The organism is Roseibium album (genome assembly GCF_965233825.1).
Classification (GTDB): domain Bacteria; phylum Pseudomonadota; class Alphaproteobacteria; order Rhizobiales; family Stappiaceae; genus Roseibium; species Roseibium album.
Window position 1 is genome coordinate 5,809,733 of record NZ_OZ247583.1, and the last position, 15,467, is coordinate 5,825,199.

The following is a 15,467-nucleotide window of genomic DNA, read 5'->3' on the forward strand; positions in this document are numbered from 1 at the left end:
ATCCTTTATGCCGCCGCGGTGTCATCCGCGGGCGGGTATTCCTTCTTCAGGGCTTCGACAAGCGGTCCCATGCGAGTTCCGAGCGATCCCTTGATCATAACGACATCGCCGGGTCGCGCGTCCCTCAAAATGGCGTCTTCCAGACCTTTTGCATCTTCGGCATAGTGCGAACGCAATTCATGCGGGAGCTGTGCCCAGAGCGTATGCATATGCGGGCCCGCGCAATAGACACCGTCGATCCCGGCGTCGGTAACGGGTCCCAGCAGGCCTGCATGCAAACGATCGGCATCGACGCCAAGCTCGCGCATATCCCCAAGAACGGCAATCCGGCGTCCCGGGCGGGAAACAGGCGTCTCACCCAGCACCGCGAGCGCAGCGCGCATCGAGGCAGGATTGGCGTTGTAGCTCTCGTCGATCAGCGTGATTTCACCGGTATCTATCTTCAGATGGCTGACTTCGCCGCGTCCTCGCGGGGCGCGCATTGCATCCAGCGCAAGCCCCGCTTTCGCAAGGTCCGCACCGACATCCTGGACCGCTGTCAGAACCGCCAGACTGTTCTTGATGTGATGCCTCCCGGGAGCGCCGATCTTGTAGGTGATTTCCGTCCCGGCAATCGAGGCGTCAACACTGGATCCACCGGCATAACACACGACGTTCTCGGTATGGCTGTCAGCGCCGGGGTCTTCACCGAAGGTCTGGACATGAGAGACGCCCGCCGCGGCCGCCAGGAATCTCAGGAGATCGTATTGCCGATTGTCCTTGTTCAGGATGGCAATTCCGCCCGGTTCCAATCCGTCAAATATCTCCGCCTTCGCCTGCGCGATTTTCTCCACAGACTCGAAGAACTCCAGATGCACCGCCTGCACGGTCGTGATGATCACCACATGCGGCCGAACCATCCTGACCAACGGCGTTATTTCACCGGCATGGTTCATACCGATCTCAAAGACGCCGAATTCAGTATCTGCAGGCATGCGGGCAAGTGTCAGCGGCACACCCCAATGGTTGTTGAACGACGCAACGGATGCATGCACTTTTCCGGATTGCTCGAGCGTCAGCCTGAGTGCTTCCTTGGTTCCGGTTTTTCCCACGGAGCCGGTTACGGCGATAATCTTGGCATGTGAACGTTCACGGGCCGCAATGCCGAGAAGACGCATCGCCTCCAGCGGATCGGGAACAACAAGATAACGGCCGTCTTCCGGCAGGTCGGACATCCGGCTTTCAGCAACAACTGCAAGTGCCGCTCCAGCTTCCAGAGCGGCCGCGACATAATCGTGCCCATCGAGGCGGTCTCCTCTGATGGCGATAAATGCGTCTCCCGGCTCAAGCGACCGGCTGTCGATCGAGACGCCCATGATTTCCTCGCCAACGTCCCCCTTGAGGCTGCCACCCGCAGCTTCGACAAAGGAGTCCAGTTTCCAAAGAGGGTCGCTCATGTGTCTCCTTCAAGGCTGATGGCACGCTGCACAGCTTCGTGGTCGGAAAAGGGAATCACTGTGTCGCCAACAATCTGGCCGGTTTCGTGACCTTTTCCTGCAACGCACAGGATATCGCCCGCATTGAGCCGATGAATTCCTTCGGCAATAGCGTCAAATCGGTCGCCGATCTCAATTGCTTGCGGAGCGCCTGACATGACGGCTTTGCGGATGACCGCCGGATCTTCTGAGCGTGGATTGTCGTCAGTCACAATGACCAGATCCGCGTTTCGGGAGGCAGCAGCGCCCATGAGCTCGCGTTTGCCCGGATCCCGGTCACCACCCGCGCCCACGACAACGGACAATTTTCCGGTCGCAAACGGCTTCAGCGCAGCAAGTGCATTGTCAAGCGCGTCCGGCTTATGGGCATAGTCGACAAAGACCAGTCCGCCGGAAGCCGTCCTGCCTGCAAGTTCCAGTCGACCCGGTGCACCTTTCAGATTTTCCAGAGACCGCAGGACCAAGCCGCTGTCGGTTCCAGCCGCAATCGCCAATCCGGCTGCAATCAAGGCATTGGACACCTGAAAGCGCCCGATCAGCGGTAGCGTGATCTTGTATTCGCCACGCGCTGTCTGCAGCGTCAGTTCCTGTCCGGCTCCGACCGCACGTATTCCTGTCAGTTTCAGGTCTCGGCCTGTCTCACCTACCGTGAAAGCCGGCAGTCCGCGCCGGCCGGCAACGTCCAGGACCCGGTCTGCATATTTTTCAGCGGGATCCACGACAACTGTTCCACCATCCGGCAACAAATCCTCAAACAGACGGAGTTTGGCGCAAAGGTAGTCCTCGATGGTCGCGTGATAGTCCATATGGTCGCGGCCCAGATTTGTGAAAGCTGCCGCAGTCAGCCGCACTCCATCCAGGCGAAATTGATCAAGTCCGTGGGACGACGCTTCCAGGGCTGCGTGGTTGATGCCTTCGGCTTCCAGTTCGGCAAGCTCCCTGTGAAGCGCTACCGGGTCCGGGGTCGTCAACCCGCCATAACTGATGCCATCAGGTTTGATCGTACCCAGCGTCCCGAGGCTTGCGGCCGGATGACCCGCAGACTGGAATATCTGACGTACGAAATGCGCAACGGAAGTCTTGCCGGCTGTTCCGGTAACGGCAACGACAACATCAGGCTGGGCACCGAAAAACCTCGCAGCCATTTTCGCAAACACTTGCCGCGGTTCTTCAGCCGCAATAACGGCAATATTCTCGGGGATGGCCGCACGCAGCTGTTGTTCCGCATCCTTAGCGCACAACAACGCAACAGCCCCGGCCTCGACGGCACCCGGCGCGAACAGGCTCCCGTCTGTCCTGGCACCCTTGAGGGCGGCAAACAGGAAACCCGGCTCGACGTTCCGGCTATCCGCCGTAAGTCCAGAAATTTTTAGTCCACTCGCCGAGTCTGGCAAACTTGTGCCCTCGGCCAAATATTCAAGCTCCATCTCACCTGATCGTTCGGTTTGTGCGTCGTCATTCAGAAGCCCTGGATCCGGATTGCGGCTGCGACCCCGCCGGAAATCACGACTTCTCCCTTGTCTCCTTAATAGGAAATCTCAATCGGTTCATCCCCCTTGCCGAAACGCGGCATCACACCCAGCATCGGAGCTGCCCTGCGGACGACCGCGGCGACGGTCGGTGCCGCGTTCAGCCCCGCCGTCGCTCCGATCCCTGCGCGTTCCGGTTTCGGTTCGTCGATAACAATCAGAACCACGTATCTCGGGTCGTCCATCGGAAAAGCGGACAGGAATGAATTCCTTCGCTTGTTTCTGACATAACGGCCGTTTTCAATTTTCTCTGCCGTGCCGGTCTTTCCGCCAACCGTATAGCCGGGAACGTCGGCACGGCGCCCGGATCCGGAAAGGACATTGAGGCGGAGCAGATAGCGCATCATGCGGCTGACATCCGCAGAAAGAACTTGTTTTCCAAGAGCTTGGGCCTCCTCCTCGCTTCTCGGCTGGAAAGTTGGCGGCAGCAGGGTGCCACCGTTGACCACGGCCGCGGCGGCAACAGCCGTCTGCATAGGAGTGACAGACAGTCCGTGCCCGAAGGAAATCGTCATTGCGGCAAGTTCGTTCCACTTCGGCGGAAGTAGCGGAGCAGCGTTTTCAGGCAGTTCCGTTTTCAGCCGGCTGGTCAGATGCAGTCGTCCCAGGAACTCCTTCTGGCGCGCAACCCCGGTCGCAAGCATCATCTTGGCGGTGCCGATATTGGACGAATAGATGAAAATTTCCGGCACTGAAAGGATGCGGTTTTTCCCGTGGAAATCCGTGATCGTCCGACCGGCAGCCCTGATCGGACGTGTCGCATCGAAGCTGTCATTGATGGAAACCGCACCGGAATCAAGCGCCATGGCAGTCGTAAAGGTCTTGAAAACCGATCCCATTTCGAAGACACCGCCGGTCGCACGGTTCAACCTGTCTTTCTGGAGCGCCTGCGACCTGTCATTCGGATCATAGTCAGGCAGTGAAGACATGGCGACCACTTCGCCGGACTTGGCATCCAGAACAATTCCCGCGGCAGCAATCGCCTTGTAGCGGTCCATCGCCTTGACCAATTCGTCGCGAACAACATGCTGAACTCGAAGATCGACAGACAGTCTTACAGGTTCCATGGTTCTGTTGGAGGCGAACCCGAGCGACTGCAGATCGGCGAGCCACTCGTCATCGATGTATTTTTCGATCCCGGCAAGGCCCTGATTGTCGACATTCACGGACCCGACGATGTGCCCGGCAGTTGGCCCACCCGGATAAAAGCGCTGGTTCTCGGAAAGGAAGCCAATGCCCGGAAGGCCGAGATTGTGCACCTCTTCGGCCTTGTGGGGCGTCATTTCTCGTTTCAGCCAGACGAAGCCGGCGCCGCTTTCGAGACGGCGGCGTACCAATCCTTCATCCAGTTCCGGCAAGACACGGATCAATCCCTCGACAGCTTCGTCGACATCCAGAATGCGGCGCGGTTCAGCATACAGAGAAGCGGTCTTGATATCCGTTGCCAGGATTTCACCATTCCGGTCGATCAGATCCGGACGGGACGCGGACACGGAATCTTGCGCGGAAATCCAGGCTCGTGAAGGCGCTTCCTCCATCTGGGCCAGAAGGACAAGCCGACCGGCGATTGCGGCATAGACACAGGCAAATGCCAGCATCGCCACGTAGACCCGCGATTTCACCGCACTCGACGAGACCGATCCGCGTACGACCCGCGGGTTTGAGCGTTTGATCTGCAGGAAGCTTGCCGGTTCGCTAACTATCGTCATCCGTCAGCCCTCACTGGATCGCAGCAGATGAGCCGGCATAGCCGCCCATCTGATTGGAGCCACCAATGGGCTCAAGCATGACTGGGCGCGCGGGAAGATCGGCCGGAGCCACGATCTGCTTCACATCAAGAGCCTCAAGTTGGAGATAGTCGTTGTAGCGTTCCACGAGGCCCTGCAGGCGGTCCGGCTTGTTCAGCAGGCTCCATTCCGCCTTGAGGTGCCGGATCGCGTTGCGCTCTTCGTTGATCTGACGCTGCAGCTCGGCGACTTTCTCGGCTGACTTGGTCGCGGCCAGCTTCATGTCGTAAACGGTTGCCGCGCCGATCACGACTGCCAGAATGAACAAAATGTTCAGCGTCCGAACCATCTTCAGCCCCCTAGACCATGAAAATCTGCAAGACGCGGCACGCCCGCAGCATGGATATCCAATTCACGCGCCGGCGCGTCCGTGCGCCGCCCTGCCCTGAGCTTTGCCGAGCGCGCACGCGGGTTTTCATCCCTCTCGAGGCTCGTAGCCTCAACCGCCTTGCGGGTCATGAGCTCGAATGTTGCCGGAGGAACTTCCTCTTCCGGCATGTGTCTGGACCCACCGCCTCGCGTCCGGGTCCGGTCCTGAAAGAAACGCTTCACGATGCGATCCTCCAGGGAATGAAAACTCACCAGAACAAGACGGCCACCCGGCTTCAGGAGACGCTCGGCAGCGCCCAAAGCCGTCGCGGCCTGATGAAGTTCGCCGTTCACATAGATCCGCAACGCCTGAAACGTGCGGGTCGCAGGGTGGATCTGCGCCTTCTTGGGTGAGCGGCCGAGCACTTTCTCGATCAGATCGGCAAGCTCCAACGTGCGGGAGAATGGCTTTTCCTTGCGCGCCGTATCGATTGCGTGAGCAACCGAAGTCGCCCGTTTTTCCTCACCGAGCAGTCCGACGACACGGATCAGGTCTCTGACCGGGAGTTCATTGACGACATCGGCTGCGGACGGACCGGCCTGTTCCATGCGCATGTCGAGAGGACCGTCACGCAGGAATGAAAATCCACGTTCGGCCTCATCAAGCTGCATGGACGAAACACCAAGATCGAGAACAACGCCGTCAACCCTGTCGTGTCCCTGGGAGCGGGCGAGTTCATCCAGATCGGCGAACTGTCCGGAAACCAGCATCAGGCTGCCCTCTGCCTCACTGACCAGAGCCTGTCCGGCAGAAATAGCGTCTGGATCCCGGTCAATCCCGATAACACTGGCTCCGCGTGCCAGCATCGCACGCGAGTAACCACCCGCTCCGAACGTTCCGTCGACGATCACTTCGCCCGGTCGCGGATCAAGCCACTTGAGGACTTCACTCAGGAGAACCGGTACATGGCGCTCGAGTCCGCCAGCGGCAGATGCAGCATTTCTGTCGCCGAGCGCCATCATGCCGGCTCTCCTTGTGAAGGTACGGGGGCCTGCCCCGACAGCATCGCGAGCGCGCGCCTTTGGGCCTCTGCACGGTACTCGCGGAACTTTGCCGGCTCCCAGATCTGAAACTTGTAGTTCATGCCGACGAAGGTGACCTGGTCGGTGATACCCGCGTGGTCACGGATCATGTCGGAAATGGTCATGCGTCCATCTCCGTCTATCTTGGGATTTTCGCTTGCCCCGAAAAGCGCGACTGCAAGTGCGTCATGATCCGGCGAGAGCTTCGCGAATGCCTCCGAACGCTTGTTGATCTCGGCGAGAAGTTCGTTGCCGCCGGCATCGACCGCGTCGCAATGGGCAGAGGTGATGCAATAAAGGCCTTCAAATCCGTCTCTCGCCAGCACCGCGCGGAAGGGTGCCGGGATCGACACGCGACCCTTGGCATCCAGCCGGTTGGTAAAGTGAGAAACAAAACCGGACATAAATCCCCTTCAGACGGGTTCCTAACCGTCAAATTCCCTAATCACCTCTGAGAAGAAACGGCCAGCGTGCGGCCTAAGGACATGCATTTTGCAAAACCGGCTCTTGCCGAGCCGTAAATTTGATGTCCCAGGCCCTGCTGAAATGGGCCCGCCCTCCCCTTTCTGGGTCCTTATGGGATACCATGGGAGAACATGGGCGGTCAATGGAATCTCTTGGATTTTGGCTCGATTTGATCGCACACGCCCTCATCGGATGAGGTTAGTCGAAACATGCTTAATGAAGCCTTGACAGAATGCGAGAATCGGATTCGCAGGATTACGGAGGTTTTGATGCCCCGTCACGCGCAACCCGGCAAGAACTGCCCAGCAGACCATGCTTTTGAATGACCTGTGGAGAACAAAAAACGCCGCGCAGGTGCGCGGCGCTGTGCTCCAGAGAAGCCGTTTCTGTTATCAGGCAAGCACATCGTTGTTGCCGAGCGCTTCAAGTTGATCCAAGACGCCACCCGTATCCGTGACAACCTGGTTCCAGTCGGCCGCTGCCAGGTTGGCAATCGAGAGGTCCTCAGCCTGCAGACCTTCAAGCAACAAGCTATGACCGCCATTGTTTTCGACAGTGATCTTCAGGTCGGCGCCGACTTCCTCGATCCGGACATCAGAAGCCGGCAGGCCGGTAAAATTTAATGAATCCTCCGCGGGATTGAAGGCCTTTACAGCGAATTTCCGACCCCATTCCCAGGTCACGAGCACCGTATCAGAACCCTCCCCGAGCACAATGTCACTGTCAGTTACCGGGGTCACAACAGGCGTTTCCGGTGTATCCGGCGTTTCAGGATCATCCGGAGCATCGGGTTGATCCGGAACTGCGCCGACACCGTCTCGGATCTGGTGACCGTCCGTCGTTTCACCAGGAGGAGCATCAGGGGTCAGAAGAGCGGTGCGCGAAACAAGAGTAACATCGTTCTGGTCGAAGCCGAACGGCGCTTCAAGGTTGTCTTCCATCACCTGATCGTGGTGGAACTCGACATTTCCTGCAATGAGTTCCCCTTTCGAAACTGCCGGGAAAACAAAGCTTTGACCGCTCGGCAATGAACTGATCACCATTCCTTCAGGCGTATCCTCGACGCTAAGGCGTTCGCGGGTTCCAAAATAGAGGAAGCTGATTTTCTGTGTTGCCGGGTCGAAACCTTCGATCACTTCCGAAGCAACGTATTCATGTGAGCGGATATAGACGGTATCCGCATCCCGTGGTCCGATATTGCCCTCCCAAGACAAGATACCTCCTACGTCCTGACGCAGATGCTCGTTCCCGACGACACCGAAGTTCTCGATAGACAATTCCGACAATTGGACGCCCTGAAGGATCTGCATGTCGGGTCCCCATGGATTGTCGATAACCGGCTCGCCGTTCGCCGTCATGTTCAGAACAAGTCCATGCACGGAAGCATTACCGAAATCGATCTCGTCCGAGGCCGGGTTGAACCCTATTATGTCATCTGCCCCGAAGTCGGCAGCCCATTTGACCCCACCCAAATCGCTTGTACCGGACGGAACAGGAGGATTGGAACCATCGGCGTCATATACGACGTCAAAGCCTCCCGTGTCAGGTGTAACCACGGACTGTCCCAGAAGCGTCGCAACTTCGTTCAACGCTGATTCCTCGGCGACCATGAAATTGTTCAAGGTGAGATCGGAAGCATCAACACCGACCAGAACCGTTTCGCTGGCAATCTCACCCGTCGGTGTCAGCACACGCACGGTCAGTCCAGCGGAAACATCGGCAATCGTCGTCGGATATCCGGCGAACTCAAGCCGCTCGGCTATCACACCCGCTTCCAGATGAAGCATGTCGGTTGCCGGATTGAAGTTGTCGATCACCCGCGACGGGCTGTCCGTTTGGATCATGATCATTTGCGGTGCGTCAGGCGTACCCGGGTCAACAGGATCGCCTGGAGCAACGGGATCGCTGCCGACCAGAGACAGAAGCTCCCTGCCTGTTGCTTCACTCATGATGGTGAAATTCGACGGTGAAAGATCACTAAGAGCGAGGCCTTCGAGTGTCAGCGTCTGATTGTTCGACGCCATTGTGAAGACAACATTCCCGCCCACTTCGTCGACATTGATCGCGTCCGGTCCAAACCAGTCGATAAAGATCGTGTCGTTTTGCGGATCAAAGTCGGCAACACTCCTGTTTGTTCCCCAGGACCATGTGATTGCCAGCGTCGCCGTGGCCGCCGTGACACTGGCCGTACCGTTCCAGCTGTCCGGCGTCACCGGCGGAGCAGGCATATCGGGAGTATCCGGCTCGTCAGGTGTTTCCGGTTCGTCTGGCGTGTCCGGCTCGACAGGCGTGTCCGGCTCGACAGGTGTGTCAGGCTCATCCGGTGTATCAGGGATCCCTGATCCGTTGCCAACAAGTCCCAGAACTTCTGCGGCGGTGGTTGTATCAAGGATCGTGAAGTTTTCCCCGCTCAGCTCACTCAGCCGGACACCCGAGAGGGTTGTTGTCTGGTTGTTGGACGGGATTGCAAACACGACACCCTCAACCGTCTCGGAAACCTCGAGGTCATCGGCGCCGATCCAGTCGATAAAGATTGTACCCGATGACGGGTCGAAACCGGTGACAACCTCGTTCTGCCCCCAGGACCAGGTAATCACGACATCCGCATCGCTTTCGGTGACGCCGGCACCGCCATTGCCGCCGTCACTGTCCGGCTGGCCCGGCGTACCGGTTCCGGGCGTCTCGCCCGGTGTGCCGAGACCTTCGTCGCCGGTCAGGCGATCTTCGTAAAAGGCAATCATCTGCCCGATCGAAGGGGCCTCGAAGCCGCCGAACTGATCTATGTATTGCAGGATCGATGTGCCGTATTCGTCCGTGCTGACGGCCCCGCCTTGCAGAAGCGTCGCGGTCCCCCATGCACCGCGCAGATGAGCTGCGGCGAGAATACCGGTCAACGTAAGGTCGACTGTGACGGTCTGGCCGTTCTGGGTGTAGCTCGTCGTCTGACCGATGAAATCGCTCAGCGACTGTCCGCTCCCGGCCAACTGCGTTTCCAGAACCTGAAGATTGTAGCCGAACGCCTCCTGGATCGCGACGTTCTGTGCGTCCCTGGTCATGAATTCTTCCAGAGAATTCACGCCATTCTTGCCAGTCCAGTTTCCGTCCCAAGTATTGGAAGCTGCCCCGTTTCCGTAGAAGACGTCATCGTCATAATAGCCGAGATCAATGAGCAACGCTTCGCCGAACTGAAAACCGACAAACCCGAGCGAATTCATGGACCGGTACGCCATGGTTTCCCATTCCGTGTCGGTCAACTGCGACCAGCTCGTATATTGCGGAAAATGGGTTTCAACCGCACCACCCGCCCATTGGTCGAGCTGCCAGTCCTGAATGACGCCGGCGCTGTAGCGGCCCCTGTCCCAACCCGACTCAAACGCCAACAACGCGGCCAAAAAGTCCTCGAACGTCCCTTCCATTTCGATCCCACCTGTATTGAATACAACGAATCAAGATTAGGAAGGAACAAAGACAACAACATGGACAAAACATTAAATGTTAAAGGTTTTAAAATGACCTCGAAGACACAATTTTATCATATTTAGTCTCACGAAATTTTGCGTAATACATAAAACACGCGACCGAACGAAATCTTCCGTAAATTCAGAGAAAAGTTTTCATGAAGCAATACATGACCCAGGTACGGAACGGCTTGAACTATCCGAACGGGCGGCGGCGTTGAGTTTCCTTTGGAGATTCGCCGAAACAAGCTTTGTATGCCAGTGAGAACCGCCCCGCGTGGCGGTGCCCGGACTTTTCGGCAATGTCCGCGACGGATTGATGTTTACCGCTTGATACCAGCAGGTATCGCGCAAAATTCAACCGAACGTCCCGCAGTTTTTCCATTGGCGTACATCCCAACTCCCGCTTGAAGAGGATCTGCAGATTGCGGGGCGTTGTTCCGGCGAAAGCGCTGATATCCAGAAGACTGATGTCTTGCCCGAATTGCTCGTTGATTAGCGACAACGCCCGTTTCAGGATCGCAGGTGAGGCGCCGCTGCGCCGTTCTCCGAGAAAGTGCGAAACAGTGCTGGGCTGCACCTCCAGCAACGACATCACCAAAGCCTCTTCCAGCTGACTTTGCTGCTGAAGGTCAGACCCGTGAAAAGCCTGTCCGGCCTCCGCCGCCCCGAACAAAGCGCGCAGGCGCCATGCCCATGAGGCGATGGATTCATGGTTCAAATCCAACCCTGGCGAGAAACGGACCGAGTTCACGTCCACACCCGTCATCCTGACGGCGATATCCCGCATGTAGGATTTTTCGATCTGGACCAGAACCTGTTCACAGCCTTCGTGCCAACGCATCGTGGTATGTCGGTCCGGGTTCAAAACAACCCCGACGGAACGTGTTGAGTAAACGGATCGAATTCCGTTCCTGACTTGCGCCGTGCCTGTGATCGGAATCTGTATCAGATAGAATTCCGAAAGTTCGCCCGGATCGATGGTCACATCGGCACCGTAGCGAATGTAGTTCAGCGAGAGTCTTTCGCCATCGACCCTGTTCTGGCAGGCATCGAACCGATCCCCCGAGGACATTCGATCAAGCCTGTGGCTGCAAAAATTGCGCGCAACGATTTCCCGGGCTTCGTCAACGTCAAACGTTTCAAAACACCGGTAGTTACTCAATGGCGGTCTATGCGCGGCCTGGGACATGACAAATCATGCCGTGAGCAGGAAATTCATTCAAGCATTCGGATCCGACAATGCGGCAATTTACTGCATCCGGTCAGTTTTTTTCGCAATCTGGATAAAACAATTTCGAGAAGTCAGTTTAGCATTTTTCCGCCAACACACTGCACAATGGAGGGGAACAAAATGCAAAACGGAGCTGGCATCACATCCGCTGACGGAAGCCTGGGCGACATAAGCTGGAATGTCGTCGGGCATACCTACACACCAAAATTGCACAGCACCAATGCGTTCATCTGGCACGCTGTTGTTCCGGCAGAAACATTCGTCCCACCGCACATCCACCCGACACAGGATGAATGGATCGTCATGCTTGAGGGTGAATTGCAGGTCGAGATGGGCGGCGAGACCCACGTGGCAAAGGCCGGAGACACGGTAAGAATGCCGATGGGTGAAGCCCACGGTATTTACAATCGGTCCGGCAAAACCGCGACCTGCATCTTCGGAGTCGCACCGACACGCAAGCTCTTCGACCTATTCGGCGCGCTGAATGGCGTTACCGATCCGCAGGAACTGGTCAGACTGTCGGCCCTGCACGAAGTCGACTTCCTCCCACCGCCGGACCAGGCCTGACCTGCGCGAAAATTCAGCGAGGAGATCAAAATGACGAAACGAAAGAACGTCGCTGTCATCGGCGGCGGCGTGAGTGGTCTTGCCGCGGCCAAGGCGTTCGATGAACGCGGCCATCGGGTGTTCGGATTTGAGCGAAGCCACGATTTTGGCGGTGTCTGGGAACTGTCCCGTTCCTATCCGGGCGTCCAGACCCAGTCCCCGAAAGATCTTTACAGATACACCGATCTTGCCATGCCGGACGAATATCCCGAATGGCCGAAGGGGCCACAGGTCCATGCCTATCTTCATGCCTATGCGGACAAACACAAACTGGCCAGGCTGTTTCAGCTGAACACGAACGTTCAATCCATGGACCGCAGAAACGACGGCCTGCCCGGCTGGACGCTTACGTTGGAAGCGGCCGGCAAAACCTGGACGCAGGACTTTGATTTTGTCGCGGTCTGCACCGGACAGTTCTCTGACAAGAACATAATCACCCATCCGGGCCAGGACGCGTTTCAGGCCACGGGTCGTGATGTCATCCACAGCTCGGAATACACCGATCCGACCACGGTGACAGGGAAAAGTGTCGTCGTATTGGGAGGTTCCAAGTCCGCAACCGATATTGCCGTCAACGCGGCAGCAAACGGCGCGAAATCCGTAACACTCGTCTATCGGGAACCCGTGTGGCGCGTGCCGTATTTCGTCGGCGGTATCAATTTCAAGCGCCTTTTGTACATGCGGGCGCAGGAGCAGCAGTTCAACGGGTGGAGCCCATCCCCCCTGGGCAAGGCTCTCTTTACCGCGTTCAAGCCGCTGATCTGGGCCAACTTCCGCGGCCTTGAGACCCTTCTCAAGTTGCAGCTCGGCTTGAAAAAATGGGACATGGTGCCCGACACACCGATTGAAAAGGATGCATCCTGCTCGCTCCCCATCGTGACCCCGGGCCTGTTCGAAGGCTTCAAGGACGGTTCGATCAAACCGGTCAGGGGATCATTCGAGCGATATGAGGAGGATCAAATTGTTCTGACGAACGGTGAAAAAGTGCCCTGCGACCTCTCTATTCTAGCGGTTGGGTGGAAACTTGGCGTGCCCTACCTGGCTCAGGAGTACCAGGACAAGCTGATCGAGCATGATGGTCAATACCGTGTGTATCGTCTCGCCGTAAATCCTGACATGCCGGACATGGGGTTTGTCGGGTTCAATTCCAGCTTCTGCACGATCCTGTCCGCCGAAATGATCGCGAACTGGCTCGTTCGCTATGCGGACGGCAAACTTGCCAACCAGCCAAGCGATGAAGACATGAACCGCAATATTGAAGAAATGCTTGATTGGCGCCGCAAGGAGCGTCCGGCGGCAAAGGTTTACGGTGGCCTTTGTTCAGCACCGTTCCACTTCCGTCATTTCGACGAACTGCTGTCTGACATGGGGGCGGGCAAGACAAAACGGTCCAACCCGATAGCAGAACAATTCTCCTATCCGGATGCAGCGTCCTATGGTGAGTTCCTGGCAAGCGCGCCGCAATACACGGCCGGGTGAATGAGAAACGAATTGCCAGCCGGCCTGTAAGCCGGGTTCTGTAAGGCCCGCTTTCGCGGACGCGACAGCCATTCATCTGGGACGCCTGTCACCAGGCGTCTCACGCAACCAACCCGGACAGCTGGCCTGGAAACCGGCCTGGCCCGGAATTGCTTCCGGACCGCACTGCCCCTATTCGGTTTTGCTCCCGGTGGGGTTTACCGTGCCGCTGCTGTTGCCAGTAGCGCGGTGGGCTCTTACTCCACCCTTTCACCCTTACCCCGGCAAGCCGAGGCGGTTTGCTTTCTGTGGCACTTTCCCTGAGGTCGCCCTCGCCGGGTGTTACCCGGCACCGTGTTTCCTTGGAGCCCGGACTTTCCTCTCCTGCGGTCTTTCGACACTTGCAGCAGCGGCTGTCCGGCCGACTGGCGCCTGCGGACTTAAGTGGCTTTCAGACAGAGGTCAAGCAAAGGAGTGATCCAAGCAGCTGTTTTTGTGGAGCTTATGCAGCCTTCAACACCTTGTAGGCAAGGCCTGGCACAAACCTGTGCAACAGGTACAATATCGGCACGCGGCCCAGTCGAATTTCATCCTTGCCCTTGTCCAGGCCCGCTATTATTTTCCCGGCAGCTTCAAACGCTGAAAGCGCCTTGTCTCCGCGGCCTCGTGCCATCCGGGTCACAATCAGATCCGGAACAACGTCCGAGACGCGAATCCCGGTGTCTTCGAGCTGATACCGCAGCGCCATGGCAAAAACCGACAATCCAGCCTTGCTGGCACAATAAACCGGTGCGGACCGCTTGGGAACGCGGGCAAGGGCTGATGAGATGAAGACGACACGGGCGCCCCCTGATGTTTTCAACAAGGGGAGCAGGTCCGTCGTCAATTCCATGGGCGACAGGAGATTGACCAGAAGCTCGGTTTCAATCCTTTCAACCGGCACGCAGCCCTTCACGAAGTCATACGTGAATTGAAGCGCCGCATTGTGGATCAGCAGATCGACTTCGATTTCAAGAGCATGGATCTCCTCCAGAAAGTGCCGTCTGCCTTCCGGTGCCGCGAGATCCGCGCAAACGGCAGTCACGTTCTGATGGGCAGACCTGACTTCTTCCAATGCCGATCGCGTACGGCCACAAATCACGACGTGATGCCCCCTTTCGCAGTAAAGTCGCGTGAGTTCCCGGCCCAATCCGATTGCGCCGCCGGTGATAACGATGGTTTTGTTCATGCCAATGCGTCCTCAGGTCAATGTGAGGGCATCATGTTCAGTGCTGAAACCATCTGCATTAACCGGGGTTAAGAAACGCGCCGACAAGCAAGACGGGACCGAATTCGTGAAAGAGCGACCGGGGTGATGCCGAGATAGGAAGCGATGTGATATTGTGGCAGTCGCATGGCTAACGCGCTGAAATCTTTCAGAAATGCCTCGTATCTCTGTTCGGCATTCTTCAAAAGGAAAGATGCCTCCCGTTGCTCCTTTTGAATGGCAAGGGCCCTGACGAAACGGCCGACCAGCCGTTCCCAGTCGATGTCATCGGACGCCAGATTCCTTGCCAGTTCGATTGGCACTGCAACAAGAACAGTGTCCTCAAGAGCCTCCGTAAAGAACGGTGCCGGTTTTGCCTCCAGAAAGGAAGACAGACTTGTCACGACACTGCCGGAGGATACGAAATTCTTGTTGTACTCTTTCCCCTCGGGTGTGAGGTAGTAATACCGGACCAGTCCGGAATTGACGAAAAACAGCTCTTCCAGTGTGTCTCCAGCCGAAAAGACGGTTTCACCAGACCTGCAATGCAAGGCCCTGGACTTCATCAGCAGATCTTCTGTCTTGTCGGCGGGCAAACCACCGGACTGCAGCAGCCAGCGGCCGAAATCCCGAAGGGCTGTTTGTGTCTCCTGACTTTCCTGGATGACAGTCATTCGCGCTTTGTCCTCCGGCTCTCCGACCCTTGGTCCTTTGTCGGATCTTGGTCTTCAGCTTAGCCCTCGTCGTTCTCACTCGACAAGAAGCCAAGCGTATCACCGTCAAATTCACGATTACTTGAAGAGTTCCAAGAACCGCG

At 57.2% G+C, this 15,467-nt stretch carries 12 protein-coding genes and 1 other RNA gene; 2 read left to right on the forward strand and 11 right to left on the reverse strand.

Features of this window, described 5'->3' with window-relative positions; all coding sequences use genetic code 11:
- Window positions 1–5: 5 nt before the first annotated feature.
- The 8 genes from ACO6TI_RS26705 to ACO6TI_RS26740 form a co-directional block, all read right to left on the reverse strand.
- On the reverse strand, window positions 6–1,436 hold the full coding sequence (locus ACO6TI_RS26705; protein WP_422383719.1) for a UDP-N-acetylmuramoylalanyl-D-glutamyl-2,6-diaminopimelate--D-alanyl-D-alanine ligase: 1,431 nt from the start codon (window positions 1,434–1,436) through the stop codon (window positions 6–8).
- Window positions 1,433–2,902, reverse strand: a complete 1,470-nt coding sequence (locus tag ACO6TI_RS26710; protein WP_196999662.1) for a UDP-N-acetylmuramoyl-L-alanyl-D-glutamate--2,6-diaminopimelate ligase — start codon at window positions 2,900–2,902, stop codon at window positions 1,433–1,435. The genes ACO6TI_RS26705 and ACO6TI_RS26710 overlap by 4 nt, the downstream gene beginning before the upstream one ends.
- A 98-nt stretch (window positions 2,903–3,000) precedes the next feature.
- Window positions 3,001–4,713: a peptidoglycan D,D-transpeptidase FtsI family protein gene (locus ACO6TI_RS26715; protein WP_055117347.1), complete on the reverse strand. Its 1,713-nt coding sequence runs from the start codon at window positions 4,711–4,713 to the stop codon at window positions 3,001–3,003.
- Between the two features lie 10 nt (window positions 4,714–4,723).
- The gene (gene ftsL, locus ACO6TI_RS26720) at window positions 4,724–5,080 is read right to left on the reverse strand and encodes a cell division protein FtsL (RefSeq protein ID WP_029060904.1); all 357 of its coding nucleotides are present in this window, start codon (window positions 5,078–5,080) and stop codon (window positions 4,724–4,726) included.
- Window positions 5,081–5,082: 2 nt separating this feature from the next.
- Complete coding sequence (rsmH, locus tag ACO6TI_RS26725) at window positions 5,083–6,123, reverse strand: 16S rRNA (cytosine(1402)-N(4))-methyltransferase RsmH (protein ID WP_348314867.1); 1,041 nt, start codon at window positions 6,121–6,123, stop codon at window positions 5,083–5,085.
- Complete coding sequence (locus ACO6TI_RS26730; RefSeq protein WP_055117351.1) at window positions 6,120–6,587, reverse strand: division/cell wall cluster transcriptional repressor MraZ; 468 nt, start codon at window positions 6,585–6,587, stop codon at window positions 6,120–6,122. The genes rsmH and ACO6TI_RS26730 overlap by 4 nt, the downstream gene beginning before the upstream one ends.
- A 453-nt stretch (window positions 6,588–7,040) precedes the next feature.
- Entirely contained in the window at window positions 7,041–10,064 is a 3,024-nt protein-coding gene (locus ACO6TI_RS26735) for a hypothetical protein (protein ID WP_422383720.1), read from the reverse strand.
- A gap of 238 nt (window positions 10,065–10,302) precedes the next feature.
- Window positions 10,303–11,298 carry an AraC family transcriptional regulator gene (locus ACO6TI_RS26740; RefSeq protein ID WP_104703614.1) on the reverse strand — a complete coding sequence of 332 codons (996 nt, stop codon included), beginning with the start codon at window positions 11,296–11,298 and terminating at the stop codon, window positions 10,303–10,305.
- 162 nt (window positions 11,299–11,460) lie between these two features.
- Here ACO6TI_RS26740 and ACO6TI_RS26745 point away from each other — a divergent pair, with 162 nt between their 5' ends.
- Complete coding sequence (locus ACO6TI_RS26745) at window positions 11,461–11,907, forward strand: cupin domain-containing protein (protein ID WP_055118016.1); 447 nt, start codon at window positions 11,461–11,463, stop codon at window positions 11,905–11,907.
- A 30-nt stretch (window positions 11,908–11,937) separates the two neighbouring features.
- On the forward strand, window positions 11,938–13,425 hold the full coding sequence (locus ACO6TI_RS26750; RefSeq protein ID WP_281927351.1) for a flavin-containing monooxygenase: 1,488 nt from the start codon (window positions 11,938–11,940) through the stop codon (window positions 13,423–13,425).
- An 11-nt stretch (window positions 13,426–13,436) separates the two neighbouring features.
- Here ACO6TI_RS26750 and rnpB read toward each other — a convergent pair.
- From rnpB to ACO6TI_RS26765, 3 genes are all read right to left on the reverse strand, one after another.
- An RNA gene (gene rnpB / locus ACO6TI_RS26755) (RNase P RNA component class A) lies at window positions 13,437–13,833 on the reverse strand.
- Between the two features lie 73 nt (window positions 13,834–13,906).
- A complete protein-coding gene (locus tag ACO6TI_RS26760; protein WP_422383721.1) occupies window positions 13,907–14,632 on the reverse strand; it encodes an SDR family NAD(P)-dependent oxidoreductase in 726 nt (241 codons plus the stop codon).
- A 68-nt stretch (window positions 14,633–14,700) separates the two neighbouring features.
- Entirely contained in the window at window positions 14,701–15,324 is a 624-nt protein-coding gene (locus ACO6TI_RS26765) for a Crp/Fnr family transcriptional regulator (protein WP_422383722.1), read from the reverse strand.
- Window positions 15,325–15,467 lie beyond the last annotated feature (143 nt).